At 33.1% G+C, this 25,465-nt stretch carries 26 protein-coding genes and 1 riboswitch; of the genes, 10 read left to right on the top strand and 16 right to left on the bottom strand.

Features of this window, described 5'->3' with window-relative positions; all coding sequences use genetic code 11:
- Positions 1 to 2: 2 nt before the first annotated feature.
- The 5 genes from HMPREF3154_RS07575 to nagB all read right to left on the bottom strand — a co-directional run bounded on the left by HMPREF3154_RS07575 (position 3) and on the right by nagB (position 4,261).
- A complete protein-coding gene (locus HMPREF3154_RS07575) occupies positions 3 to 1,358 on the bottom strand; it encodes an AMP-binding protein (protein ID WP_030059918.1) in 1,356 nt (451 codons plus the stop codon).
- A gap of 112 nt (positions 1,359 to 1,470) precedes the next feature.
- Positions 1,471 to 2,118, bottom strand: coding sequence for an HAD family hydrolase (locus tag HMPREF3154_RS07570; protein WP_030059916.1), 648 nt, complete (start codon positions 2,116 to 2,118; stop codon positions 1,471 to 1,473).
- A 120-nt stretch (positions 2,119 to 2,238) separates the two neighbouring features.
- The gene (hxlB, locus tag HMPREF3154_RS07565) at positions 2,239 to 2,787 is read right to left on the bottom strand and encodes a 6-phospho-3-hexuloisomerase (protein WP_002433290.1); all 549 of its coding nucleotides are present in this window, start codon (positions 2,785 to 2,787) and stop codon (positions 2,239 to 2,241) included.
- Position 2,788: 1 nt separating this feature from the next.
- On the bottom strand, positions 2,789 to 3,421 hold the full coding sequence (hxlA, locus tag HMPREF3154_RS07560; protein ID WP_023350759.1) for a 3-hexulose-6-phosphate synthase: 633 nt from the start codon (positions 3,419 to 3,421) through the stop codon (positions 2,789 to 2,791).
- Positions 3,422 to 3,520: 99 nt separating this feature from the next.
- Positions 3,521 to 4,261 (bottom strand): glucosamine-6-phosphate deaminase, encoded by a 741-nt coding sequence (gene nagB, locus HMPREF3154_RS07555; protein ID WP_002433147.1) that lies wholly within the window; start codon positions 4,259 to 4,261, stop codon positions 3,521 to 3,523.
- A 548-nt stretch (positions 4,262 to 4,809) separates the two neighbouring features.
- On the opposite strand from nagB, the gene HMPREF3154_RS07550 reads away from it, so the two are divergent.
- From HMPREF3154_RS07550 to folE2, 3 genes are read left to right on the top strand one after another with little or no spacing between them, the layout of a single operon-like run.
- Complete coding sequence (locus tag HMPREF3154_RS07550) at positions 4,810 to 5,172, top strand: YojF family protein (RefSeq protein WP_172969464.1); 363 nt, start codon at positions 4,810 to 4,812, stop codon at positions 5,170 to 5,172.
- A gap of 15 nt (positions 5,173 to 5,187) precedes the next feature.
- Entirely contained in the window at positions 5,188 to 5,853 is a 666-nt protein-coding gene (gene bshB2, locus HMPREF3154_RS07545) for a bacillithiol biosynthesis deacetylase BshB2 (RefSeq protein ID WP_002433272.1), read from the top strand.
- A gap of 13 nt (positions 5,854 to 5,866) precedes the next feature.
- Complete coding sequence (folE2, locus tag HMPREF3154_RS07540) at positions 5,867 to 6,745, top strand: GTP cyclohydrolase FolE2 (RefSeq protein WP_002433461.1); 879 nt, start codon at positions 5,867 to 5,869, stop codon at positions 6,743 to 6,745.
- A 120-nt stretch (positions 6,746 to 6,865) separates the two neighbouring features.
- On the opposite strand, the gene HMPREF3154_RS07535 is transcribed toward folE2, so the two are convergent.
- Entirely contained in the window at positions 6,866 to 8,164 is a 1,299-nt protein-coding gene (locus HMPREF3154_RS07535; RefSeq protein ID WP_023350763.1) for an MFS transporter, read from the bottom strand.
- Between the two features lie 261 nt (positions 8,165 to 8,425).
- On the opposite strand from HMPREF3154_RS07535, the gene HMPREF3154_RS07530 reads away from it, so the two are divergent.
- Positions 8,426 to 9,931 carry a glycosyltransferase family 4 protein gene (locus tag HMPREF3154_RS07530; protein ID WP_070474578.1) on the top strand — a complete coding sequence of 502 codons (1,506 nt, stop codon included), beginning with the start codon at positions 8,426 to 8,428 and terminating at the stop codon, positions 9,929 to 9,931.
- 104 nt (positions 9,932 to 10,035) lie between these two features.
- On the opposite strand, the gene HMPREF3154_RS07525 is transcribed toward HMPREF3154_RS07530, so the two are convergent.
- From HMPREF3154_RS07525 to tadA, 3 genes are all read right to left on the bottom strand, one after another.
- On the bottom strand, positions 10,036 to 10,602 hold the full coding sequence (locus HMPREF3154_RS07525) for an NADPH-dependent FMN reductase (protein ID WP_070474573.1): 567 nt from the start codon (positions 10,600 to 10,602) through the stop codon (positions 10,036 to 10,038).
- Positions 10,603 to 10,618: 16 nt separating this feature from the next.
- The gene (locus HMPREF3154_RS07520; protein ID WP_002452494.1) at positions 10,619 to 11,494 is read right to left on the bottom strand and encodes a Cof-type HAD-IIB family hydrolase; all 876 of its coding nucleotides are present in this window, start codon (positions 11,492 to 11,494) and stop codon (positions 10,619 to 10,621) included.
- A gap of 106 nt (positions 11,495 to 11,600) precedes the next feature.
- Positions 11,601 to 12,107 (bottom strand): tRNA adenosine(34) deaminase TadA, encoded by a 507-nt coding sequence (gene tadA, locus HMPREF3154_RS07515; RefSeq protein WP_030059911.1) that lies wholly within the window; start codon positions 12,105 to 12,107, stop codon positions 11,601 to 11,603.
- A 66-nt stretch (positions 12,108 to 12,173) separates the two neighbouring features.
- Between tadA and HMPREF3154_RS07510 the strand changes: the two genes are divergently transcribed.
- The 3 genes from HMPREF3154_RS07510 (at position 12,174) to HMPREF3154_RS07500 (ending at position 14,473) form a co-directional block, all read left to right on the top strand.
- Positions 12,174 to 12,791, top strand: coding sequence for a deoxynucleoside kinase (locus HMPREF3154_RS07510; RefSeq protein WP_070474570.1), 618 nt, complete (start codon positions 12,174 to 12,176; stop codon positions 12,789 to 12,791).
- Positions 12,784 to 13,449, top strand: a complete 666-nt coding sequence (locus HMPREF3154_RS07505) for a deoxynucleoside kinase (RefSeq protein ID WP_002433233.1) — start codon at positions 12,784 to 12,786, stop codon at positions 13,447 to 13,449. The genes HMPREF3154_RS07510 and HMPREF3154_RS07505 overlap by 8 nt, the downstream gene beginning before the upstream one ends.
- A 77-nt stretch (positions 13,450 to 13,526) precedes the next feature.
- A riboswitch (TPP riboswitch) is annotated at positions 13,527 to 13,626 on the top strand.
- 94 nt (positions 13,627 to 13,720) lie between these two features.
- Positions 13,721 to 14,473, top strand: coding sequence for a 3-oxoacyl-ACP reductase (locus HMPREF3154_RS07500; RefSeq protein ID WP_030059908.1), 753 nt, complete (start codon positions 13,721 to 13,723; stop codon positions 14,471 to 14,473).
- A 142-nt stretch (positions 14,474 to 14,615) separates the two neighbouring features.
- Here the strand turns inward: HMPREF3154_RS07500 and HMPREF3154_RS07495 are convergent, their stop codons facing one another.
- From HMPREF3154_RS07495 to HMPREF3154_RS07485, 3 genes are all read right to left on the bottom strand, one after another.
- Positions 14,616 to 15,317, bottom strand: a complete 702-nt coding sequence (locus HMPREF3154_RS07495; protein ID WP_070474566.1) for an HAD family hydrolase — start codon at positions 15,315 to 15,317, stop codon at positions 14,616 to 14,618.
- Between the two features lie 157 nt (positions 15,318 to 15,474).
- Positions 15,475 to 16,551: a branched-chain amino acid aminotransferase gene (locus HMPREF3154_RS07490; RefSeq protein WP_030059905.1), complete on the bottom strand. Its 1,077-nt coding sequence runs from the start codon at positions 16,549 to 16,551 to the stop codon at positions 15,475 to 15,477.
- Between the two features lie 283 nt (positions 16,552 to 16,834).
- Positions 16,835 to 17,794 (bottom strand): NAD-dependent epimerase/dehydratase family protein, encoded by a 960-nt coding sequence (locus HMPREF3154_RS07485; RefSeq protein ID WP_030059903.1) that lies wholly within the window; start codon positions 17,792 to 17,794, stop codon positions 16,835 to 16,837.
- A 312-nt stretch (positions 17,795 to 18,106) separates the two neighbouring features.
- On the opposite strand from HMPREF3154_RS07485, the gene HMPREF3154_RS07480 reads away from it, so the two are divergent.
- Together HMPREF3154_RS07480 and HMPREF3154_RS07475 are read left to right on the top strand one after the other, a co-directional pair.
- Entirely contained in the window at positions 18,107 to 19,807 is a 1,701-nt protein-coding gene (locus tag HMPREF3154_RS07480; protein ID WP_070474562.1) for a 5'-nucleotidase C-terminal domain-containing protein, read from the top strand.
- A 425-nt stretch (positions 19,808 to 20,232) separates the two neighbouring features.
- Positions 20,233 to 20,448, top strand: a complete 216-nt coding sequence (locus tag HMPREF3154_RS07475) for a hypothetical protein (RefSeq protein ID WP_002433257.1) — start codon at positions 20,233 to 20,235, stop codon at positions 20,446 to 20,448.
- 52 nt (positions 20,449 to 20,500) lie between these two features.
- Here the strand turns inward: HMPREF3154_RS07475 and HMPREF3154_RS07470 are convergent, their stop codons facing one another.
- The 4 genes from HMPREF3154_RS07470 to HMPREF3154_RS07455 all read right to left on the bottom strand — a co-directional run bounded on the left by HMPREF3154_RS07470 (position 20,501) and on the right by HMPREF3154_RS07455 (position 23,933).
- The gene (locus HMPREF3154_RS07470; protein WP_030059899.1) at positions 20,501 to 21,457 is read right to left on the bottom strand and encodes an ornithine cyclodeaminase family protein; all 957 of its coding nucleotides are present in this window, start codon (positions 21,455 to 21,457) and stop codon (positions 20,501 to 20,503) included.
- A 75-nt stretch (positions 21,458 to 21,532) separates the two neighbouring features.
- Complete coding sequence (locus tag HMPREF3154_RS07465; protein ID WP_030059897.1) at positions 21,533 to 21,802, bottom strand: hypothetical protein; 270 nt, start codon at positions 21,800 to 21,802, stop codon at positions 21,533 to 21,535.
- A 303-nt stretch (positions 21,803 to 22,105) separates the two neighbouring features.
- Entirely contained in the window at positions 22,106 to 22,612 is a 507-nt protein-coding gene (locus tag HMPREF3154_RS07460) for a GNAT family N-acetyltransferase (RefSeq protein WP_030059895.1), read from the bottom strand.
- A 133-nt stretch (positions 22,613 to 22,745) separates the two neighbouring features.
- Positions 22,746 to 23,933: a glycine C-acetyltransferase gene (locus tag HMPREF3154_RS07455; RefSeq protein ID WP_030059893.1), complete on the bottom strand. Its 1,188-nt coding sequence runs from the start codon at positions 23,931 to 23,933 to the stop codon at positions 22,746 to 22,748.
- Between the two features lie 185 nt (positions 23,934 to 24,118).
- Between HMPREF3154_RS07455 and HMPREF3154_RS07450 the strand changes: the two genes are divergently transcribed.
- Entirely contained in the window at positions 24,119 to 25,285 is a 1,167-nt protein-coding gene (locus HMPREF3154_RS07450) for a M20 family metallopeptidase (protein WP_070474559.1), read from the top strand.
- Positions 25,286 to 25,465: the final 180 nt, after the last annotated feature.

Raw genomic sequence — 25,465 nt, 5'->3', positions numbered from 1 at the left:
ATTTAAATCTCTCCATTCAAATATTTAGTTTTCATTTTTCCTCTAGCAATTTTTCCAGATTCAGTGTAATGCATACCGTTAATTTTCCTAATTTTAGACGGAACCTCATATCTTGATAGATGATTCTTTAAACACGTTTTTACTTCTGAATATTTTAATTCTTTTATTCCTGTATACAAAAGAACTGCTATTTCTCCAAACTTATGATGTGGCTCACCTATTATTATTGCTTCACTGACACCTTCAATATTCATCACGCGCTGTTCTATCTCACTAGGATATACGTTAACGCCACCTATAATTAGACGGTCACTTTTCCTTCCTACTAGATATAAATTTCTATTTCTAATTAGTGCATAATCTCCTGTCTCAATCCACTCATTTGAAATTTGTTCTTCACCAACATATCCACTAAAAGTCATTTCACTTCGAACTTTTAGTAGTCCAATATGTTTTGAATCTTTCTCAAATAGTTTGGCTTCCACGTTTGGAAACAATTTGCCTACTGATTGTCTTGGTGCTGTTTGATTGAAATTATAGCTAATAAAACTTGCCTCAGAGGTGCCAAAAAATTCTATTAAATTCGAATCTGGATAAAGTTGAGCGATAGCCCTAAATTGTTCTTTTGAAAGCTTTGCTCCACTGCTGAAAATACTTTTAATTTCCGCAGTATATAAACCTTTTAAAATGAACTGATAAAGCATCGTGGGTACTACAAACAATGAAGCAGGCTGATGTATAGACTGTATAGTCTTCACGAGTACTTCTGCATTAAACTCTTTTTGACCTACAAATGTGCGTCCTGTAAACAAAGCATATATACATGCGTATAAGGAGAGTGAGTGTGATAAAGGGCCAGGAGCAACAATCACTTTTGAATCATGCTTTATTAATTTCTCATTCTCTTTATAAGAAATTAACCATGAATGTTCATTTCTATAATAAGCCTTGGGCAAGCCAGATGTTCCCGAAGTAAATCCAATATGCAGTAATGTACCATTAATAGAATGAGAAATCCTATTATACCCTGTTTTAATTAAGTGCTGGTCACTCTTTAACCATTGAATTTTATATTTTTCAATCAGCTGGTTTATTGTAACTTTATTCCATTTACTACTAAAAAAGCACGGAATACCTCCAACTCTATGAATAGCGAAATAATGAATCAGATTTTTTATCGGATGATTACTTAATAAACCAACTTTTTCTCCCTCGTTAATCATAGAATATTGAGAACTTGCTTTATCTATCTCATGAATCAATTCATCGTAAGTTATTCGTTGATGATCAAATACCAAAGCCAATCGCTTAGGTTGATGCTCACCAAAATCATAAATATTTTTAATTACCTCTAACATGCCATCACCATATGTAAACTTTATTTATAAATATGTTAACATTAATCTTAAAATTCCTCATGCTAAAATTAACGCCCCACTACCAATGATATGGAAGTAAGACGTTATTAATTTATATTATAGTAAAAATTTCCTCTGGTTCATTCACGACATAATACGGATTTTCTTGAAGTAAATCATGTGCAGATTGCGCGCCCCAAGTCACTACACAGGATCTAATATCTGATAAACTCGCACTTTTAACATCATGCTTTGTATCTCCGATATATACTGTACGTCCTTGATTTAAATGATTATTCTGTATGATGGATTGTAAGATTTTATAATGAGGCTTTCGCAACTCCTTAATATGTAAACCTAGTGCATCTTTTATAAATCGATTAAGCCCTAAATAATCTAATTGTCTTGTTACTACAGCTGTTTCATTACTTGATATTACAAAGATATTTTTCTTTTTATTATGTAGTAATTGGAGCATTTCACTTATTCCCGCAAACTCTTTTATATTATGTATTTCATATTGACTATAATATTTATGATAAGCCCTAATGAATAATTCAACTTTTTCCTCATCTATACCGATACTAGTTAAACTTCTCAAACCTTCCTCTAACGGTTGGCTTTGTGCACTTAAAATTTCTTCTTTACCAGGATTCTTTAAATTTAATTCCTTAAAAGCCTGCTCAGTTGCATAAACGTGACATAATGTTGTGTCTGCTAAAGTACCATCAAAATCAAAAATATAGTTGTCAAAATTCATGATGTTACACCTCTTAGATAGTAATTACATTATAAATATACACTTTTTTGGTTAAAACTGCGATATATTAAAAAACCAGAGATTTCATGGACTTCATGGAATCTCTGGTAGTATTTCTTACTATTCTAAATTAGCATGATTTTGTTGCATTGTTTCTTCATTGATATGAAATGCTTCCATTAAAGGCAATACAACACTGTCGAGGAAAACTAGTGACGCTTGTTCAAACAAGCTTCCTAGTGGTTGCTTAGAACCTTCAATATCGTGTTTAGTGCCAGCTGGTAATTCTATAATAGTTTCAGCAAGCTCTCCGATTGGCGAATCTGTTTGCGTTGTAATAAGTACAACTTTAGCGCCAATCTTTTGCGCTTTTTCAGCTAACAATCTTAAGTGTTCTGTTGAACCTGACCCAGAAATGATAATGAAAAGGTCGTGCTCTTTTATTGATGGAGTCGTGGACTCTCCTACAACATAAGCGTGTTCACCTAGTTGGTTTAAACGCATTGCAAAACTATTTGCAACAAATCCAGAACGCCCTTTACCAGCTACAAATATTCTATCCGCACCAACAACGTCATTAGCAAATCTTTCATACGACGTATCATCAACATGCGACAACGTATGATCTAATTCATCAAGTATAAGACGATAGTTATTAAATTCTGTCATCCTATCTACCTTCAATCGCATCGCGACATTGTTTTGCAGCTTCAACAGGATCGTCAGCGTTTGCGATTCCTCCACCTACGATAACTAAATCAGGTTCTTCAGCCACAATATCTTTAATTGTATCTGGTTTAATACCGCCAGCTACAGCGACTTTAGAATTTTTAATTACTGACTTCACTGTACGTAAACTATCTAATGGTGATTGACCTTCAGCTTGTAAATCATAACCAGTGTGTACAGCGATATAATCAGCGCCCATTTCGTCTAATTCTTTTGCGCGTGTTTCAAGATCTTGTACCGCAATCATATCTACTAATAATTCTTTACCATGTTTATGTGCTTCTTCAACAGCAGCTTTAATTGATGCGTCTTCTGCTACACCTAAAATAGTTACAACATCAGCACCAAATTTAACAGCTTGGCTTACTTCATAATCTGCTGCATCCATGATTTTTAAATCTGCTAATACTTTCGCATTACTAATATTCTCATTTAAATGTTGAACTGATGGTAAACCTTCGTTAATAACAATCGGCGTACCAATTTCAACAATATCTACATATTCTTCAACTTTTTTCGCTAATTTTGCTGCTTCTTCTTTATTTAATAAATCAATTGCTAATTGTAGTTCCAATGAAATACATCCTTTCATATGACAGTCAATTTCTATTATATAAAGGTGTTTACCCGGCATTTCATTTTTTAAACTGAGCTGAAAATGCTATCACCACAATTAGACTTTATCAATATGAGGAGGTGCAGCCTCATCATCAACATACACTTCCACATTTGGATGGGCATGTAAAATTGTAGAAGGGATGTCTTTAGTAACCTGGTTATTCATTAATTGATGAATCGCTTCTTTTTTCTTTTCTCCAAATGCAAGCAAAATAATACGTTTAGCCTTTAAAATACTTGCTAATCCCATTGAAACAGCTTGTTGTGGAACATCTGATTCACTTTCAAAATAACGACTGTTTGCACGTATCGTACTCTCTGTCAAATCAACAATGTGCGTTTCACTATGTAAATCAGTACCAGGTTCATTAAATCCAATATGACCATTTTCACCTATACCTAATATTTGTATATCAACAGGACCTCTATCATTAAGCAATTGGTTATAACGTTCAGCCTCATCCTCTAATTGAGAGCTGTAACCATTTGGTATATGAATATTTTCTTTATTGAAGTTCGGATATTGATCAAATAATACCTCATTCATATAATAATGATAACTTTGAGGGTGTTCAGCTTTTAATCCAACATATTCATCTAAATTAAATGTTTCAACATGAGAAACATCTAATTGATTCTTTTCTAATAACTCAACTAAATATTTGTATACCTCAGTCATTGTGCCACCAGTAGCTAAACCTAATTTACTTGTAGGTTGGCAACTCATTTCTTTATATAATTCACATGCAACATAAAATGACGCAAGTTTCTTAGAACCTAAGTTGATGATTTTCAATTTTTAAACACCTCGATTTTTAAATCTATGTTCTTACACCTTTCCAACTCCACTTATATAATATACCCTTCAAATACATATTTAACAAAATTTAATTCTTAATTTAAAGAAATTTAACAAACTTCATTATCTATCTTTTTATCTATAACTAAAAAATTTTCCTAATTATTTCAAGCATTCGTGTACAAATATACATCGCTTTCTAGTAAAATATATAGATAAACACATTTACTGATTTTTTATAAACACATTAGTACACGTTGTAAAATATTAAAGAGATAATATAAGTAGTCACTAATAATAAAGCGTAAAAAATCGCGACTTTGGAATCTTTTTAGTGAAGTACTTAACACTAAAATAAACATCTCTAATTTTAATAACTACAAAACCTGTGAAGACTCACACAACTCGGCTACGCATAAAGGCGTCGTAACTCATCGAGTTATAAACGCTCTATTACTATTGATGTAATATGATAAAGTCTTTAACTAATGTTTAAAATTTCGACAGTTTACAATCAACACACTGCAAAATACAAGGGAGTGAACGTGTTGGAACCGATTAATGAACAAGAAGTACTTAACTTACTTACTTCTTATGCAAATAAACCCGTGTACTTACATGTCGAAACTACAAATGGCGCATACGCTAACCATTTCGACGAACGCGTTTTTAACGCAGGTACCTTTTTAAGAAATATACAAGTCACATATGAACACGCACAACTTAAAGGTGGCGAAAAAGATCCATATCGTGTCGGATTAAAATTACGAGAAGGTGGTTGGGTTTATGTACAAGGATTAACGCACTATGAAGTTAATCACGACAACGAATTCCTCATCGCCGGATTTAATTATGAAGGACAATTGGCAGCTACAATAGAAATTAGCGTTAAGCCATTCACAATATAGAGGAGGTTATGAATCATGACTGATGAAAGACACGTACTTGTAATCTTTCCACATCCAGATGATGAAACCTTCTCATCTGCTGGAACCATTGCAAGTTATATTGACGCAGGCGTGCCAGTCACGTACGCATGCTTAACACTAGGACAAATGGGACGTAACTTGGGTAACCCTCCTTTTGCGACAAGGGAATCTTTACCTAATATTCGAGAACGAGAACTTGAAGATGCTTGCCGAGCAATTGGAATTACAGACCTAAGAAAGATGGGGTTACGAGATAAAACGGTTGAGTTTGAACCACATGATCAAATGGACGATATGGTAAAAAATCTCATTGATGAAACTAACCCGTCGTTAATTATTTCATTTTATCCTAAATTCGCCGTGCATCCAGACCATGAAGCTACAGCAGAAGCTGTTGTACGTACAGTAGGACGTATGCCAGAATCAGAACGTCCACGACTCACACTTGTAGCATTTAGTAATGATGCACCAGAAATACTTGGTCAACCAGACATTCAAAATGACATTTCTAAATATAGTGATTTAAAACTTAAAGCCTTTGAAGCGCATGCTTCTCAAACAGGACCATTCTTAAAACAAATTGCGAGCCCTGACATTGATGGACAAGCACAAAGTTTCTTAAAGGTTGAGCCATTTTGGACTTATCACTTCGAATCTTAAATGGAGGTAAAACATGACAGAATTTGATTTATCTACTCGAGAGGGTCGTTGGAAACACTTCGGTTCTGTAGATCCTATCGAAGGTACGAAACCTACAACTAAAAATGAAATGACTGATTTACAAAGCACTCATAAAAATTTCCTATTTGAAATAGAAGAAGTAGGAATTAAAAATTTAACGTATCCTGTATTGATTGATCAGTATCAAACTGCAGGATTATTTAGCTTTTCAACAAGTTTAAATAAAGATGAAAAAGGCATTAATATGAGTCGTATATTAGAGAGTGTTGAAAAGCATTATAATAATGGAATTGAGCTTGAATTTAATACACTTTATCAAGTATTACGCACACTTCAAGAAAAAATGAATCAAAATGCTGCTGGGGTGGATGTCTCAGGAAAATGGTTCTTTGATCGCTTTAGTCCAGTGACTAATATTAAAGCTGTAGGTAACGCAGACGTCACGTACGGACTTGCAATTGATGGCGAGAAAGTAACACGTAAAGAACTAACGATTGAAGCTACTGTTACAACACTTTGTCCTTGTTCTAAAGAAATCAGTGAATACTCAGCGCATAACCAACGTGGAATCGTTACAGTTAAAACTTATTTAGATAAAGATGCTAAAGTCGTGGATGATTATAAAGATAAAATTTTAGACGCTATGGAAGCTAACGCGAGTTCCATATTATACCCTATCTTGAAACGTCCAGATGAAAAACGTGTCACAGAACGTGCTTATGAAAACCCACGTTTCGTAGAAGATTTAATTCGACTCATTGCTGCTGATTTAGTTGAATTCGACTGGATTGATGGCTTTGATATTGAATGTCGCAATGAAGAATCTATTCACCAACACGATGCGTTTGCTCGTTTAAAATATAGAAAATGATAGAAAAAAGAGAGTTGCTCCACACTTCTTTAAAGCAACTCTCTTTTTTTATGCGATATAAAATTTTAATATATCGTGTGCGTATTACATAGACATTTTCAAAAATAAATTAATATTAAGTTAATGTCTACTCATATTCTTCTCCCCTGGTCTAACGAAACACATTGCAATAATACTAATCAATGAAGCTACAACCGCTGAAATAAACATTGTTGAATAACCGTGAGTAGCGACTAAAATACCTGTAAGTGTAGGCGCAATCACTGTCGCTGTATTAACAAAGAAGTGAGTTATACCACCATAGGTACCAGTTTTATTTGGTGCTGTATCAATAATCACTGACCAGTAAACTGCGTTAGGTAAGAAGATAAACGCATTCCCTATCATCATTAATATCATGACTGCAACGATACTATGTGTGAATGGAATGATTAGGAAACATATTGCTGCACAAATCATGCCTGCAATCGCAAAGTATGAACGTGCGATACGTAAGCTACCAGTCTTTTTACGTAGCCAGTCAGACATTTGACCACCAAAATATGCTGTAAAACAAGCACCGATCCAAGGAATCATCCCCAAATACCAAAGTGAATGGATTTCAAAATGATATTCATCCTGCAAGTATTTCGGTGTCCATGTTAATATAAGAAAATTAACATATTGGAAACCAAAATAACCAATCATGTTTCCTACGAGTGTTGGACTTTTAAAGAAATGATACCACTTTTCACTTGAATCTTCTGTTTCTACTGTTTTTTCAACATTTAAACTCTCATTTGTAGAGCGAATATCATTTAATTCTTCTTCTGAAACTTTTTTATTGTCCTCGGGATAATCTGTAAATACCTTTGCCCAAATAATTACCCAGACTAACCCAAGTATGCCTAATAGGACAAAGAGTAAACGCCAACTTGCTATAGTTAAGAAACCAGATACGATAGGTGCAGTAATAAGTGCTCCTAAAGGTACGCCAATTAAACCAAGAGCTGATAATAAACCACGTTCTCTAGGTGCCGCCCAGTTCGCATTAGTTTTACTAATCGTTGAAAAGATAGGACCTTCTGAAATACCGAAAAGCACTCGAAGTAAACCAAATCCAGCAATAGCTGAACCTCCAAATATTGCCATACCAAGTTCACCTGCAAAAGCCATTGCAATTTCAACTAAAGACCAAGCCGTCCCAGCCAATATCCAAACAAATTTAGGTCCCTTTTTATCGGCAGTAATTCCACCAAGCAATGAACCAAACATGTAACCATAGCCAAAGTATCCTAGTATAGATCCCCAAGCAATCGTATCAAAACCAAATTCTTTAATAATATCTTCTTGAGCATATGAGATTGCACCACGATCGATGTAATTAATCATCGTCATAATAACAATCATGGTAATGATAAAATAACGATAACGTTTCATAGTCATCCCCACCCCTTTGTTCTAAACATCTCTACCGTGTAAGTTTATCACAAAGTTGAGTGTAAGCGCTAACATTATTTTAAATATTCAGAATGTTAAGGTGTTAAAAAAGTGCTATAGATAAGGAGGTTAATAATTTCGGACTAAGTAGAATAGGAATGTTTTTAATATTATTGAATTTTTATTTTTAGTTTATTTAATATTTGAAGATTTTATTATGTTATAATATTTGTAAAATAAATTAAACAGATGAGGTATCGAATGTTTTATTTTGTAGGAAACAATATTGGTCAAAAAATCACAGGTATTGAAAAAGCTATTATTAATCGTTTAAACCTTTTTAAAGAAAATAAATATTCATCAAAAGTTATTCTATTAGCATGGAATCGTTACTTAACTGATACAGCATCAAATTATTTAATGCATGAAGATTACATAAATATGTACGATTATTTTCAAGAAGCTACGCAAGTAACTATAAATATTGAATCGATAAATAGTAAAAATTGGTTACATGATTGGCAGCATGATTGTGGATACACAATTAAGTATGTTGAACATTCTAATGATGTACGCGTTTATGATGGTAACAACTTTATAATGTATGCCCATTTTACAGATGAGACTTATAAAAAACTTGATTATCTTAATTATTTCGATACATCTCGTAGGAAAATCAAAAGAGAGCTGTATGATACTCGAGGATTCTTAAGTTGTACTAGAATTTTATCAACTGATCAAAAAATTCAATCGGAGTTTTACTATTCTCCTCAAAAAGAAGTTAAATTAGAGAAATATTATGATATTGATTCAAATGAACCTAATATAGCTAAGAAAATACTATTACATCATCAGGGGAAAACGTATTTCTTCAATAATGATACTGAGTTAAGTGCATTTTTCATAGAACAAATTTATTGCAGTGGTGATCTTTTCTTTAGTGACAGAAATTTAATTTCATCACATGTTTTTAATTCTACAATTCATACAATACCGGTTGTAGCCGTTTTACATAGTACTCATGTCAAAGATATTAATGATTTGATGCATTCAAGGATTAAAAATGTCTATAAAGGCGTCTTCGATCATTTAAAACGCTACAAAGCCATTGTAGTTTCAACGGAACAACAAGCCGAAGATGTACGTCATAGAATTAAGGACTGTATTCCAGTTTATGCGATACCTGTAGGTTTCTCTGAAAGTACATCACAACATAATATAGGATATACATCTCAAAAATTAATTTCTGTAGCAAGATACTCCCCTGAAAAGCAATTAGAACAACAAATTAAGCTGGTTAGTAAATTAAAAGGGGTATTCCCCAAAATTGAATTACATTTATATGGTTTTGGGCCTGAAGAAAGTAAGCTTAAAACATTAATTAATGATTATCATGTAGAAAATCATGTATTTCTAAGAGGATTTCTTAATGACTTAACAGAAGAATTTAAAACAGCATATGTTAATTTAATTACAAGTAATATGGAAGGATTCTCATTAGCATTATTAGAAGCTCAATCGCATGGTGTTCCTTCTATTAGCTATAATATTAAATATGGACCAGGTGAATTAATTATTCCTGATTATAATGACTCATTAGTAGAATTTAACAATGAAGATCAACTATATGAAACTGTGAAGGCTCTACTAGAAGAACCGGAATTACAACAAAAATATGCTCAAAATAGTATTGAATCATCCAAAAATTTTAGTAAGGATGCCATTATAAATAGATGGCAACAATTAATAAATGATATCAATACATAGATTTTAGAATATCAGCCCATAAAAATAATAGCAGTAAGTCGGTTTTAATTAAGAACCTTCTTACTGCTACTTTTATTTAAAATTATATTGTATAACTGTACGTTTTATTTTAAGTGTTCATAAGGACTGTTATTTACAAATGAAACGATTTGATCTACGAATAATTTTGCACGTAATTGGAATTCACTATCCTCTAGGTATAATGTGCCATCGTCTAATTTTGCGTAATCTGAATCATGTGTAGCAATTTGTGTAGGAACTGCAATACCTAATAAACTGCGTATAATCACTCTTAAATGTGATAATGGTTCTGAACTTACAATACCTCCACTATTTCCAATGAGACCCACCGGTTTCATTTTGAAATAATCCATATTCAAATGATCTAGAGCGTTCTTAAGTATGCCAGAAAATGAGCCATGATAATTAGGCGTTCCAAGAATAAAGAAATCCGCTTCCATTACTTTATCCTGAAGCTCTTTAACATTTTTTTTAATATCTTCAGCAGCTTGTGTTGTACCAGAAAAGTCCAATTGATGAATTGGTTTCTCAGCTAAATCAAATATATCTACATCAACATCATGTTCATCTAATTGACCTATAAGGTATTTAGCTAAAGCATTTGTATGAGAACCTACTCTAGCACTGCCTACAATTATTAATCCTTTCATCTTTTACACCTCTTAATTATGTTAATTGATTCTCTTCTTTTAAAAATTTCTTAATTGCTTTACCGACTCCGCTGTTTTCATTTGAATCAGTCACATACTTAGCGACTGTCTTAACTTCTGGTGCAGCATTATCCATTGCGACCGAATAACCGACTCTTTCAAGCATAGAGACATCATTTAAGTTATCCCCTAGTGCCATGACATCTTTTAAATCAATGCCGAGTTGTTTCGCAATAGTAGATAAAGCTATGCCTTTTTGCGCATCTGAATGTGTAATTTCTAAATTACCTCTTGAAGATGAAGAAACTGCAAGGTTTGGTGATTGAGCTAATTCTTGACCTACAAGATCAATTTTTCCTAAATCAGAATCGAACGCTAAAATTTTCATGATTAATTCACCAGGAATATCTTCAATTTTGTCATAATTATCAACAATTTTTAAAGTTCCATTATCTATACGTTTTTGAATACTGTTCTCGATTTTCTCAACATCTGCTTTTTGACCAGCACGTTCAGCGATATCAATATAAATTTCTAAGTCTCTTTGAGGATTTTCCGTATAAATCCCTCTATTTGTGTAAACTTGATAATATATGTCTTTTTCTTTCAATGTAGACGTTATCTTACTCACTAAAGAATGATTAAGATGAGATGTACTCATAATATTGAACGTTTCATCGCGAACTTCGGCTCCGTTCAAGCAGATATATGGTACTTTTAAATCTGTTTCAGCAACTGGTGTATTCGCTTCGTAAAATGCACGCCCTGTCGCGATAACAACAGTGATACCATGTTCTTGTGCAAATTTAATCGCTTCTTGGTTCTCTTGAGAAATTTCGTGTGCAGCATTAAGGAGCGTTCCATCCATATCTGTTGCAATTAGCTTTATCATTCGTTGACCTCGTTTCTTCCCGTTTGTAGTTATTTATTTTTAATTTAGGTTTTTAAATTTAATTTTTGAAAAGGTTAGCATGTATTGTCACTCTTTTCATACACAATTATTCTAACAAATTTGTGTCATTTTGTATCTTTGCTTGTTTGAGTGCCTTCTTTTGTTGGCGAATATTTTTGAAGAAATCACGTAAAAGTGTGCTGCATTCATTTTCCAAAATACCCGACTCAACAATAGCTCTGTGGTTGAATTGAGGCTGCTCTAACAAGTTCATCAAACTGCCGGTACATCCTCCCTTAGGATCAACAGCACCATAAACCACTCGTGGTATTCGACTCATCACGATGGCTCCTGCACACATCACGCAGGGTTCAAGGGTGACATAAAGAGTACATTCTTCTAAACGCCAACTACCCACTACCTTAGATGCACGTTCAATCGCAATGTGTTCAGCGTGTGCAGTAGGTAGTTGTAAGGATTCTCTTAAATTATGAGCGTGTGCAATGACTTGATCGTTTTTAACAATGACAGCTCCAATGGGCACCTCCCCTAGAGCTTGTGCTTTCTGAGCTTCTTTGATTGCTAAACGCATGTAATCTTTATCAGTTCTCATATGTGTTGCAATACCTCACTTATGGTACAATACTCATTGTCTATTTTAACATTTGGAGAAGTGAATATGAATAAACCATTTATTGCAATTGAAGGACCTATAGGTGTTGGTAAATCTTCACTTGCACGAATGCTAAGTCAAACGCTTGGTTATTACGAAGAGAAAGAAATTGTTGACGAAAATCCTTTTCTATCAGACTTTTATGACGACATAGAAAAGTGGAGCTTTCAAACAGAAATGTTCTTTTTATGTAACAGATATAAACAAATTCAAGATATTAAGGCGTTAGAACAAGGCGTTGTAAGTGATTACCACATACATAAAAATAAAATATTTGCAAATAACACATTAGATTCGAAAGAGTTCGATAAATTCAGTCGCATTTATGATATTTTGACTGAAGATCTTGAAATGCCTAATATGATTATCTTTTTAGATGCAGATTTAGATGTTCTCAAAACTAGAATAGCTAAACGCAATCGCGATTTTGAACATACTATTGAAGATGATTATTTATTAAAGCTGAAACAAGATTATAAAGCTTATTATGAATCCTTAAAAAATGAGGGCGCGAATGTCATACGTATTGACACAACTGAGAAAGATTTTGTTAACAATAGTGACGACTATAAAGAAATTTTAGAATTAATAAAACCAATGATTGGAGATAATATAGATGAATAATTTTGGTATTCCTCAAAATGCAATTATCACTATTGCAGGTACTGTGGGCGTCGGAAAGTCAACATTAACACAGGCGCTTGCTGATAAATTAAATTTTAAAACTTCTTTTGAAAATGTTGATCATAATCCTTATTTAGATAAATTCTATCATGATTTTGAGCGTTGGAGTTTTCATCTACAAATATACTTTTTAGCGGAACGCTTTAAAGAACAAAAGCGTATGTTTGAATATGGTGGTGGCTTCGTACAGGACCGTTCTATTTATGAAGATGTTGATATTTTTGCGAAAATGCATGAAGAACAAGGTACAATGAGCCCGGAAGATTTTCACACGTATTCAGAATTATTTAACGCTATGGTAATGACACCTTATTTTCCTAAACCAGATGTGTTAATTTATTTAGAATGTGATTATGATGAAGTGATTGATCGTATTAAGCAACGTGGTCGTGATATGGAAATTAATACAGACCCTGAATATTGGAAAAAATTATTCAAACGTTACGATGATTGGATTAATAATTTTAATGCTTGTCCAGTGGTGCGCGTCAATATTAATGAGTATGATATTCACGAAAATCTGGATTCACTAGACCCAATTATCGATAAAATAGCTCATATCATCCAGACTCATCGCCAAGTTGATACAAGACCTTAAAGTGAATTGAAACTTTGCTTATATTCTATTTTTTGACAAACGATCTAATTATATATAGGTTAATACTACAAGTTAATGATTTACACTAGGGGTGTTTTTAACTGAGATGGAATCTATCCAAACCCTTTGAACCTGAATCTAGTTTAAACTAGCGTAGGAAAGTGTGATGACGCTCTTAATATTAATTTGTCATAATATGTGATGACTAAGAAGCACAACTTTTTTACGGAAGTTGTGCTTCTTTTTTTAAAAAATTTTAGGAGGATTAAAAATGTCAAAAACTGCAATTATTACTGGAAGTAGCCGTGGTTTAGGAGCGGTAATTGCTCAAACATTAATTAATAAAGGTTATAACGTTGTTGTGAATTATAAACATAGCAGAGAAAAAGCTGAAAAATTGATTGAGAATATTAGTCATGAAAAAGCAATTGCAATTCAAGCTGATGTGACAGAACGTGCCGAAGTTAACCGAATGGTCAAAGTTGCAAAGGAACATTTTGGTAATATAGACATTGTTATTAATAATGCACTAGTTAATTTTAAGTTTGATCCAAACCAACAAAAGAACTTCAAAGATTTAACTTGGGAAGATTATCAACAACAACTTGATGGCACTTTAAAAGCTGCATTTAATGTTACACAAAGTGTCATACCTCAATTTATTGAAAAACAGGAAGGCAGAATTATTAATATCGGAACAAATCTATATCAAAACCCAGTCGTCCCCTATCATGAATACACGACTGCTAAAGCTGGCTTAATAGGTTTTACCCGTAATATCGCTGCAGAGCTAGGCCAATATGGTATAACAGCCAATGTGGTTTCTGGAGGATTATTAAAAACTACTGATGCTAGTGCAGTAACGACGCCTGAGGTATTCGACTTAATCGCTCAAACGACACCGCTCAAAAAAGTGACTACGCCACAAGATGTAGCAAATATGGTTGCTTATCTAGCTTCTGATGAAGCAAGTGGTATCACTGGTCAGAATTTAACTGTTGATGGTGGGTTAACAATGAATTAATGTATGATGTTAATAGAAAATATCGATTAAAACTTACATCTAAAATTAAATGTAGAGTGAAACCTCTTTTTTTAAAGACAAATATAATAAAAGCATGGTTACTTGAACTCACTCAAATATCCATGCTTTTTAATTAATTTTGTTATTTTTTATATTGATCTAAAATTTGTTTTACATCTTTAGCACTGTCAATAATGACATCCGCATCCGCTTCATGAAGTTCCTCTCTTTTTGCGATACCAGTTAATACACCTATACTTAAACCTAATTTAGCGTTTACCGCAGTTTTCATATCATTTGTAGTGTCACCAATGATGGCAACTTGATCTGGTGAAACATCATAAGCGTCAAATAAAGGATTCATCACTTTTGGATTGGGTTTTTCTTCAGCATGAGTTTCTGTAGAAATAATTAAATCAAATAATTCTTTAGATTGCGTTTCTTCTAGAAATTGATCTACGCCTTTTTTGGTATCACTAGTGACAATACCAATTTTATAACCTTCGTTTCTAAGTTCCTGAATAGTCTCTTGCACACCTTCAATCCAATTATTTTCAGGAACACGAGTATCAACAAGTTCTTGGCTAGTATTTCTTGCCCAATCAGATGTATCTTCTCCAGTAACTTTATTAAAAGATTTAATCATATCTCCTAATGATCCTGAACCCATAATTGAATCAGGAACAATTTTATCGTCAATAATTCCAAGTTGGCGGTGTGCTACTTCTTTGTCGTGTACAGGAAATGTCTCTAATAGTTTATCAACAAGGCGCACACCGATTTTTTCCCAACTCTTATCAAATTCTATTAGCGTGCCATCTTTATCAAATAATATCCATTCCATTTTTACTTCTCTCCTGAAAATGATTTTTTGTAGTACATTCATTTACATATTATTGTAATATAGAGACTTCAATAATTATAGAAAAGTGGATTATGGTTTCTTTATTTCACAAAAAAGAGCTTTCTCGAATGAGAAAGCTCTTTCAGTATATAACACATTAATAGTTAGGGACTTCAACTCTCCAACCATATTTATCTTCTAATTTACCGCTTTGAATACCAGTATATGTGTCATATAATTTTTGAGTGATTTCACCTGGCTCATTATTATTAATAACAATTTCTCTGTCTTCATAGCGTAATGTACCAACTGGAGAAATAACCGCTGCAGTACCTGCACCAAATACTTCTGTAAGTTCACCTTTGTCGTAAGCGTCGAATAATTCGTCAATTGAAACTTTTCTTTCTTCAACTTCATAACCTAAGTCTTCAGCTAATTGAATAATTGATTTTCTAGTAATACCTGGTAAGATACTTCCATTTAATGCAGGTGTGACTATTTTTCCATTTTCAACGAAGAAGATATTCATACTTCCAACTTCTTCGACATATTTTTGTTCCACACCATCTAGCCATAATACTTGGTCATAACCTAATTTGTTAGCATTAGTTTGTGCAAGTAGACTAGCAGCATAGTTACCGGCAACTTTCGCAAATCCTACTCCTCCACGTACGGCACGAACATATTCGTCTTCAACATAAATTTTAGTAGTTTTTAACGTGTCTCCACCATAATACGCACCTGAAGGCGATAAAATGATTAATAACTTATATTGTTGAGATGCACGTACACCTAGAATACCTTCCGTAGCAAATACGAATGGACGAATATATAATGATTGCCCTTCACCCTCTGGTACCCAGTCACGTTCAACATCAATAAGTTGTTTTAATCCCTCTAATAATGCTTCTTCGTCAACTTCTGGCATTTCTAAACGCGCTAAAGAATTATTAATACGTTTAAAGTTTTGGTCTGGTCGGAATAATACCACTTCACCGTTGTGTTTATATGCTTTAAGCCCTTCAAATACCGCTTGACCATAATGTAAACCTTGTGCTGCTGGTGAAATTTCAAATGGTGCATAAGGTACAATCTTCATATCATGCCAACCTTTATCCGCATCATAATCCAAACTTAGCATATAGTCTGAAAAATATTGACCGAATCCTAATTTCGATGTGTCTGGTTTTTCTTTCAATGTATCTCGTTGTTCAAATTTTACCTTTTCTGACATGAATATAGCCTCCTAGTAATTTCTCCGAATTGAATAGTTACTCTAAATTATATCAATCGCATTTATACTATTCAATGAGTTTTCTAAATATTCAAAATAAATATACAAATGTAATTATGTACTCTTTATTAGTTAAACATTACCATATTAAACTTACAAGTTTAGTTATTTACGTATGTTATAGATACATTGGATTTAAAATATAAAAAAACTCCTTTTAAAAGTTTTAATTTTAAAAGGAGTAAGTTTTAGCTAAACTACGTTATTAATTATATAAGATTTTCTATTTAGCAACCTTTTCTTTTTCTTCAATTGCTGCGAGCATCAACTTAGTCATTGAGGCTAAATCATATTTTGGATTAAATCCCCACTCACCACGTGAACAGCTCGTATCGATACTATCAGGCCATGTTGAAGCAATATTTTGACGTTCTGGATCAACATCATAGTCTAGTTCGAAATTAGGGTAGTACTCTTGAATGGCTTTTTTAACCATTTCAGGTTCTATACTCATTGCACTTAAATTATAACCATTACGAGTTTCTAATTTGGCACCATCTGCTTCCATTAATTTTATAATAGCGTCGATGGCATCATCCATATACATCATATCCATATATGTGTTCTTATCGATATAGCTTGTATAACGACCTTCTCTTACTGCTTTAAAATAAATTTCAACAGCGTAGTCAGTCGTGCCGCCCCCTGGCTCCTTCACATGTGAAATAAGTCCTGGGAATCTTACGCTGCGAGTATCTACGCCAAACTTAACATAATAATACTGACACAGTAATTCACCCGCAACTTTATTAACACCGTACATTGTAGTAGGTTGTTGGATTGTTACTTGTGGTGTATTTACTTTAGGCGTTGACGCGCCAAAAGCACCAATAGAGCTTGGTGTAAAGAATTGTAGTTCATACGTACGTGCAGCTTCAAGAGCGTTCATTAATCCTCCCATATTTAAATCCCAAGCGAATAATGGATTCTTCTCAGCAGTTGCGGATAATAATGCTGCCATATGCATTAAAGTGTCTGCCCCAAAATCTTCGATAAGCTTATACATACGCTCTCTGTCTTTAACATCTAAAATTTCAAATGGACCATTTTGAACTGGTGAATTTGCTTCAGGTTCTCTAATATCTGTAGCTAATACATTTTCTGTACCGTAAATTTCTCGACATTTCACTACTAACTCGGTTCCAATTTGGCCAAGTGCCCCTGTAATCATTATCTTTTTCATTACAAAATCTCCCCTTGTTTATTTCATAAGTGCGTTGTCCTTCTAGTATGTACATATTCTTAATTTACATCAATATTATATAATAAAAGCGTTTTCTTGTATATGCAGTAAACACATTATAGGGTTTAATAAGTAGTTTTTAATTTATGATTTTTGTATGAGCGCGTTAGTTGTATTGCTATTTGGTCATTAGACTATGACGTTTTATTAATTAAATTTAAATTCGAAGTAAATATTTTAAATAAAAGAATTATTTATTCTTTTTATATGCTAATATTGCAATGTATATAATTTTTCAAAAGGAGGAACTATATGAAAAAAATCATAATCACTATTATCACTTTATTTATAACCCTTGGTACGATACTAAACTTTAACCTCGTTAATGCTTCAGAACAACACACGCACTCAAATGACAATCAAAGTAAAACTGAACACACAATATTACATACTAATGATATTCATGGTCGCTTCGTAGAAGAAAAAGGACGTGTTATTGGCATGCCTAAATTAAAAGGTCTCAAAAATAAAGAAAAACCTGATTTAGTTTTAGACTCTGGGGATGCCTTTCAAGGATTGCCAGTTTCTAACCATTCAAAAGGTGAAGAAATGGCTAAAGCAATGAATAAAGTAGGCTATGACGCTATGACAATTGGTAATCATGAATTTGATTTTGGCTATAACCAATTATTAAAATTACAAAAACAGCTTCATTTTCCAATGATCTCATCAAATATTTATAAAAACGGGAAGCGCATTTTCAAACCTTCAACTATAATTAAACGTAATGGTGTGCGATACGGTTTAGTAGGTGTTACAACTCCCGAAACTAAAATTAAAACCTCTCCTGATGCTGTGAAAGATGTAGAATTTAAAGATCCATTGAGCAGTGTGAAAGGTGCTATTAAAGAAATGGATGGTAAAGCAGATGTATATGTTGTTTTATCTCATCTTGGCATCGATAAAAATACTAAAAAAGAATGGCGTGGAGATTATCTAATTGAACAATTATCCAAAGATAACTCAATAAAAAAACCAATCATAGTTTTAGATGGTCACTCACATTCTGTTATAAAACATGGCAAAAAGTATAATCATGGTATCTTAGCTCAAACGGGTACTGCTTTGGAAAATGTAGGCAAAATTAGTTTTCTTTTTAACCATCATAAAGTGTCAGATTTAAAAGCGAGTCTGATTAACGTCAAAGATACAAATAAAATAAAAGTTGATCCCTCAATAGAAAAACAAGTAAATAAAGCGAATAATGAATTTAAAAAAGAAACATCTAAAGTGATTATTCCTAATAATAAAGTTGAATTTAAAGGCGATAAAAATATAGCTCGTACTCAAGAAACGAATTTAGGAAATCTAATTACAGATGCGATGGAGGATTACGCAGCGAAAAACTTTAAACATAAGCCAGATTTCGCAGTGACTAATGGCGGTGGTATTCGCGCTTCCATCTCTAAAGGCAAAGTCACTCAAAACGATATTATTACAGTGCTGCCTTTCGGTAATTTAATTTCACAGATTAAAGTTAAAGGTACGAATGTGAAGAAAGCATTTGAACATAGTCTAGGTTCTCCTACTGAAACAAAAGATGGTAAGAAACAACTATCACCAAATGGCGGTTTCTTACAAGTTTCGAAATCAATACGTGTTTATTATGATATGAATCAAAAATCTGGCTCAAGAGTTCGAGATATTCAAGTTCGTAATCGCGAGACCGGAAAATTTGAAAAATTAAATCCTAATAAAACATATTATGTTGCTACCAATGATTTTACCGCTAACAAAGGTGATGGCTACGATATGTTTGGAGGACAACGTGAGGAAGGTATTTCGCTTGATGAAGTCGTAGGAAATTATATTCAAAAGCACAATTTAAATGAATATAATACTAATAATCCTGAAAGAATCATTAATGGAAAATTAGATTCAGTGAAAAAATCAACACATAAATCAGACAATGGTAAACAATCAAGCAATCATACTCACAAAAAGTCAGCCTAAATATACAAGAGACTCTGAGATAAAATAGTCATTCTCAGAGTCACTTTTTTATGATTAAACTCTATTTTATTAAGAAACATATATAGTTAATCAAACGCATAAAGATTATTTACTTACGGAAAATATTAAATAAGACAAAGTTGATTTTTAATTTAGTCCAAATTAAAAGATACTCACGCTTATCGCAGATAATCAAAATGATTAGAGTAAGTCCCGAAAAGGGGTTCAAATACTGAGACTATTAGTCCAAAAGATGGCATTGAAAGGTGACAGTCATATTTCTTGGGAAATAATTCTCCATCCACTTATAGCAGTCTGCCGTTTGTGCGAGGTTACAGTGCCCTCCTACTACTTCAACTACGTTTGCAATTCATAAAGGCAAACGTTATCATTAATTTAAGTTAAATATAATGTAGGTGATCGTAATGAATGGTGGTTTGAAAACGTATAAACAACGACAAGTAGGTTTGCTATCTAGCTTATTAATCTTTTTAGCATTTATCTTTCAAAATATTTATGTACTTGTAACTAAACATGAGTTAGTGCCTGAGATGCTAAGTACATTTAGCCTACTCGTTTTTCTAATTTTAGCTACACTTTGTGTTAAACAGGTTATATATAATTATAGACATCGACCATGATAGAACCCATATAAAATCCCGCTAGTTAATTTTAACGGGATTAATAATATGATTAATTATCACTTTCAAGTGCTTTTTTATAGAAATACTGAGCTACTACAATATCAACAATGGCTAGACCCACTGATTTAAATAAAGTTACCTCTTTTTCGTCCTCACGTCCTGCTTTCTTACCTGAGACAATATCACCTAACTCACCATATAACATATTGTGAGTTAATATACCCTCTTCCTGAGGCACTTTTAAATCGCCTGTCTCTTCCATTGCCGCTTCGGTCGATTCAACAACAATCTTATTAGCGATCATCATAGACTCTGACGGTAATTCTTGCATATCAGGTTTGAATGAACCTACTGCATTAAGATGGACGCCTGGGTGTAACGTGTGTGAATATACTGGTTCTGAAGCATTTGTAGCGGTAACTATAATATCCGCAGCCTCCATTGCTTCATCTGCTTGATCATACGTTTTGGCTTTAACTCCATATTTTTGTTGAGTTGCTTCAGCAAGCTTTTCAGCTTTTTCCTTAGTTCTACTTGAAAAGTGAACTTCCTCAATATTTCTCACAGCCATGACAGCTTCTATGAGACCTTCAGCTTGTACTCCGGCACCAATGACAGTTAATACTTTAGCATCTTCACGAGACAAATATTTTGTAGCCACACCAGAAATCGCGCCTGTTCTAATTTTAGTTAAATAACCACCATCTAGTACTGCTAGTGTTTCCCCCGTTTCATAATCGCTTAGTATTACTGAGCCTGTAATTGTTGCTTTACCTTTTTTAGGATTATCAGGAGCAAATGAAACGGTTTTTAATCCGACAATTTTTAATTCATCTGATAATGCTGGCATCACTAAGTATCGATTGTGTTTATTAAATGGCAACACATGTCGCAATGGGGTTTCAGTTTTATCTTCTGAAAATGCTTTTAGCGCTTGTCCAACCTCTTCAATAACTTCATTCATATTTAATAACTCTGATTGAGTTTGTTCATCTAAATATCGCATTTTAAACTCTCCTTTATACCATGACGCTTTTAAATAACATTCCCTTAGATTTTAGTATCTAACATAATTGAATGATTAAAATAGTATTGCTAAAAGTATCGATGTGAGTACCACTAAATTAAATAAATTGATAAAAATACTTATATTAAGCGTATCCTTAATATCGTCTTGAGTTCTTGATATAAAACTAAATATCAATGAAATGATAAGTAAGAAAATGCTAAATAAAGCAAAAAATGAGACTATATCTGGTCCTACTTCACTTATACGATTTAAAGATAGGCTGATCCAAGTGATTAAAATAATATAATTAAATAGGTTCATTCCATATATTACATACTTCATTAATACCACCCGATTATTTAAATATATTTTTTACTATCGTTTCAAATTTGAATTATAATTTACATTGTTACTTTCACTCATATAATAATACACTCTGATTAAAATAATAAGTAATCCGATAAATGAAGCTAAAATGTCGGATTTATTAAATTTTTGTTGTGACAATGTAAATTCCGTGCTATTCTATTATTTATAAATAAAAGGCAATGTGCATTAACACATTACCTTGCGATTTTGCTTCTTTTTAGCAAAACTATTTAATTAACTTTTGACAACTATCACCCTTCTTTTGAAGGGTGATTTTCATTTATTCAAAATTTGATATCGATTAACAACTTTCCCATTCTTTTTAATATAGGGTTCGATTTCATAACCACCATATTTTTTTATGACATTTTGAGATGCGTAATTGAATGGATTTGTAGTCATAAGAATTGTTTCAACATTTCGTATTTTTAAGTAGTCAAGGGCTTGTCCTAATAAGGTTGAGGCATATCCTTTACCTCTATATGATCGAGCTACGCCATACCCAATATGACCCCCAATGTTTCTTAATCGATGATTGAGTTCGTGTCTAATATCCACCGCACCCACAATATTTCCATCAACAAAATAAAATAATGTTGTGGTGGGAACCCAATCTTTACTTGGTCTTTCTTGATTAAGAAAATCAACCATATCTTTGAAGGACTGATATTCTTTTAAATTCGTATTTCCTGGTACAACTTTTTCATTATTGTCATACCATTCTTGAATATAAACGTTGAATGTTTCTTCATCTTTATACGTAAGTTGTCTTAATTCTTCCACTCCGTTATACCTCTTCTCATCCATTCATTTCACTATTATTGTAAAATGAATAAACCACTATATTAAAGTATTTTAAATCAGAAAAATTAAAGGCACTCACTCTCTAAGAGACAAGTGCCTTAAGAATAACAATCTATATAATATTTAATTCTTTTCCAACCTTCTCATAAGCATTAAGGGCTTTATCTAACATATCTTTAGTATGAGCAGCTGTAGGCATATTTCTTACACGACCGGTACCTCTAGGAACTGTTGGGAATACTATTGACTTAACATAGATTCCTTCTTCTTTAAGACGTTTACTAAACTCTTGCGTATCTTTTTCATCTCCAATAATGACTGGAGTAATTGGTGTTTCAGATTCCCCAGTATTAAAACCTAATTTAGAGAGTCCATCTTTTAAATATTGTGCGTTATCCCATAATTGATCATGTAATTCTGTAGATGCCATTAATTTTTTAACAGCTTCAGTAATAGCCTTAGTATCTCCAGGTGCTAATGAAGTCGAGAATAAGAACGGTCTTGATTGTGCTTTTAACCAATCAATTAATTGTTTAGAGCCTGCTACATAACCACCTACAACACCAATGGCTTTAGATAATGTGCCAATTTGGAAGTCAATTTTATCTTGTAAACCGAAATGTTTAACTGTACCTGCACCTTTACCCATAACACCTGAACCATGAGCGTCATCAACATAAGTTAATAAACCAAATTCTTCAGCAATTTTTACAATTTCTGGTAGCTTAGCAACATCCCCATCCATACTAAATACACCATCAGTAATATACATTACTTTATTGTATTGTCCAGACTCAACAGCTTCTTTAGCTTTTGTACGTAAATCCTCCATATCTGAATGATTTACTCGAATAATTTTAGCTTTAGATAAGCGACAACCATCAATAATAGAGGCATGGTTTAATTCGTCAGATAAAATAGCATCATTTTTATTCATAACAGCTGATATAGCAGCCATATTACAATTAAACCCTGATTGATATGCAATAGCTGCTTCAGTACCTTTAAACTGTGCAAGTGTATCTTCTAACTCATCATGTAAGTCCAATGTACCATTAATTGAGCGTACTGCACCTGCACCCACTCCGTGTGAATCAATTGCTTTTTTAGCTGCTTCTTTTAAATCTTCATTCGTAGCAAGTCCTAAGTAGTTATTTGATGATAAATTGACGTAGTTTTTACCATTAATTTTGATTTCAGGACCATTTGCTCCCTCAATTGAGTCAATTTCGTTATATAAGCCATTGTCTTTTAAATATTGTATATTTTCATCTAAAAACTCATTTAGTGATTGAACCACAATTAAATCCCCCTTGTGTTGTCTATTTTCTTTAATCATACCTTAATTTTCAGAATCATGAAAGTCTTATCATTTATAGGTGTTATCACCTTGTTTTATTGAAAAATAATTAATATGAAAGCCTACTTTAGCTTAATCAATAATGATATACTAATTACGATAATAAGAAGGAAGAAGTGATAAATGTGTTTGATTGGTTCCAATTGGCTAGCAAAAAAGAGAAAAGAATGGTACAACTACGACGATATTTGCATCAATATCCCGAACTCTCTTTTGAGGAAAAGCGTACGCATGACTTTATCGTGAATCAATTAAGCCAGTTGTCATGTGATATTGTTACTCCAGTTGGCCGTAATGGTATCAAAGCTACATTTAAAGGTAGTGAAAACGGCCCAACTATAGCATTTCGTGCAGACTTTGATGCCCTACCTGTTCAAGAATTAAACGACGTCCCATACCGTTCTAAAAACGAGGGCTGTATGCATGCATGTGGTCATGATGGTCACACGGCAATATTACTTGGAGTTGCTGAAATAGTAAATGAACACCGCCATTTATTAAAAGGAAACGTTGTATTCATCTTCCAATATGGGGAAGAAATTATGCCTGGTGGCTCTCAGGAAATGATTGATGATGGCTGTCTTCAAGATGTTGATAAAATCTATGGTACACATTTGTGGAGTGGTTATCCTTCAGGTACTATTTACTCTAGACCTGGTGCGATCATGGCATCACCTGATGAGTTTAGTATCACGATCAAAGGTAGCAGTGGACATGGGGCTAAACCCCATGAAACCATTGATCCTATAGTCATTATGGCTGAATTTATTTTAAGTGCACAAAAGATTGTCTCTAGGACGATAGACCCAGTTAAAGAAGCTGTTGTGACATTTGGGATGGTACAAGCTGGATCAACAGATAGTGTTATTCCGGATACCGCCTTTTGTAAAGGAACTGTTCGTACATTTGACACCGAGCTACAAAACCATATTAAGAATAAAATGGATAAACTATTACAGGGCTTAGCTGTTGCTAATGATATTACTTATGACATGAATTATATTAAAGGCTATTTACCTGTACACAATCATCCGCAATCTTATGAGGTTGTTAAACAAGCAGCGAATGATTTACATTTAAGATTTAATGAATCAGATTTGATGATGATTGGCGAAGATTTTTCACATTATCTTAAAGTACGTCCAGGTGCCTTTTTCTTAACAGGTTGTGGTAATGGGGATAAAGGTATATCCGCGCCACATCATAATCCATACTTTGATATAGATGAATCATCTTTTAAATATGCTGCAAGCGAATTTCTTAAAATACTAGAAATTGAACATGTATTTTAACGATTTATAATATATAGAGCGTGTTCTACCTTACTTTTAAATAAGTAAGATAGAACACGCTTTTTGTGTGAGAAAAAATTAAAAATTTAATACTAAGTTGACTTACTCTCAGCTAAACGAGCTTTTCTGAATAAAAAAATAGGAAATATATGTAAAAATTGGAATAAAAAAAGACTCCCA

This window comes from Staphylococcus sp. HMSC06C11 (assembly GCF_001808345.1).
GTDB lineage: Bacteria > Bacillota > Bacilli > Staphylococcales > Staphylococcaceae > Staphylococcus > Staphylococcus capitis.
The sequence above is the reverse complement of the archived record's forward strand: the minus strand, read 5'-3'. Positions and strand labels throughout refer to the sequence as shown.

What these genes read in the sequence shown, in the direction of transcription:
- HMPREF3154_RS07575 (WP_030059918.1), bottom strand. Translation starts at nt 1,358, where the DNA reads ATGTTAGAGGTAATTAAAAATATTTATGATTTTGGTGAGCATCAACCT.
- HMPREF3154_RS07570 (WP_030059916.1), bottom strand. Translation starts at nt 2,118, where the DNA reads ATGAATTTTGACAACTATATTTTTGATTTTGATGGTACTTTAGCAGAC.
- hxlB (WP_002433290.1), bottom strand. Translation starts at nt 2,787, where the DNA reads ATGACAGAATTTAATAACTATCGTCTTATACTTGATGAATTAGATCAT.
- bshB2 (WP_002433272.1), top strand. Translation starts at nt 5,188, where the DNA reads ATGACTGATGAAAGACACGTACTTGTAATCTTTCCACATCCAGATGAT.
- folE2 (WP_002433461.1), top strand. Translation starts at nt 5,867, where the DNA reads ATGACAGAATTTGATTTATCTACTCGAGAGGGTCGTTGGAAACACTTC.
- HMPREF3154_RS07535 (WP_023350763.1), bottom strand. Translation starts at nt 8,164, where the DNA reads ATGAAACGTTATCGTTATTTTATCATTACCATGATTGTTATTATGACG.
- HMPREF3154_RS07530 (WP_070474578.1), top strand. Translation starts at nt 8,426, where the DNA reads ATGTTTTATTTTGTAGGAAACAATATTGGTCAAAAAATCACAGGTATT.
- HMPREF3154_RS07525 (WP_070474573.1), bottom strand. Translation starts at nt 10,602, where the DNA reads ATGAAAGGATTAATAATTGTAGGCAGTGCTAGAGTAGGTTCTCATACA.
- HMPREF3154_RS07520 (WP_002452494.1), bottom strand. Translation starts at nt 11,494, where the DNA reads ATGATAAAGCTAATTGCAACAGATATGGATGGAACGCTCCTTAATGCT.
- tadA (WP_030059911.1), bottom strand. Translation starts at nt 12,107, where the DNA reads ATGAGAACTGATAAAGATTACATGCGTTTAGCAATCAAAGAAGCTCAG.
- HMPREF3154_RS07510 (WP_070474570.1), top strand. Translation starts at nt 12,174, where the DNA reads ATGAATAAACCATTTATTGCAATTGAAGGACCTATAGGTGTTGGTAAA.
- HMPREF3154_RS07505 (WP_002433233.1), top strand. Translation starts at nt 12,784, where the DNA reads ATGAATAATTTTGGTATTCCTCAAAATGCAATTATCACTATTGCAGGT.
- HMPREF3154_RS07500 (WP_030059908.1), top strand. Translation starts at nt 13,721, where the DNA reads ATGTCAAAAACTGCAATTATTACTGGAAGTAGCCGTGGTTTAGGAGCG.
- HMPREF3154_RS07495 (WP_070474566.1), bottom strand. Translation starts at nt 15,317, where the DNA reads ATGGAATGGATATTATTTGATAAAGATGGCACGCTAATAGAATTTGAT.
- HMPREF3154_RS07490 (WP_030059905.1), bottom strand. Translation starts at nt 16,551, where the DNA reads ATGTCAGAAAAGGTAAAATTTGAACAACGAGATACATTGAAAGAAAAA.
- HMPREF3154_RS07485 (WP_030059903.1), bottom strand. Translation starts at nt 17,794, where the DNA reads ATGAAAAAGATAATGATTACAGGGGCACTTGGCCAAATTGGAACCGAG.
- HMPREF3154_RS07480 (WP_070474562.1), top strand. Translation starts at nt 18,107, where the DNA reads ATGAAAAAAATCATAATCACTATTATCACTTTATTTATAACCCTTGGT.
- HMPREF3154_RS07475 (WP_002433257.1), top strand. Translation starts at nt 20,233, where the DNA reads ATGAATGGTGGTTTGAAAACGTATAAACAACGACAAGTAGGTTTGCTA.
- HMPREF3154_RS07470 (WP_030059899.1), bottom strand. Translation starts at nt 21,457, where the DNA reads ATGCGATATTTAGATGAACAAACTCAATCAGAGTTATTAAATATGAAT.
- HMPREF3154_RS07465 (WP_030059897.1), bottom strand. Translation starts at nt 21,802, where the DNA reads ATGAAGTATGTAATATATGGAATGAACCTATTTAATTATATTATTTTA.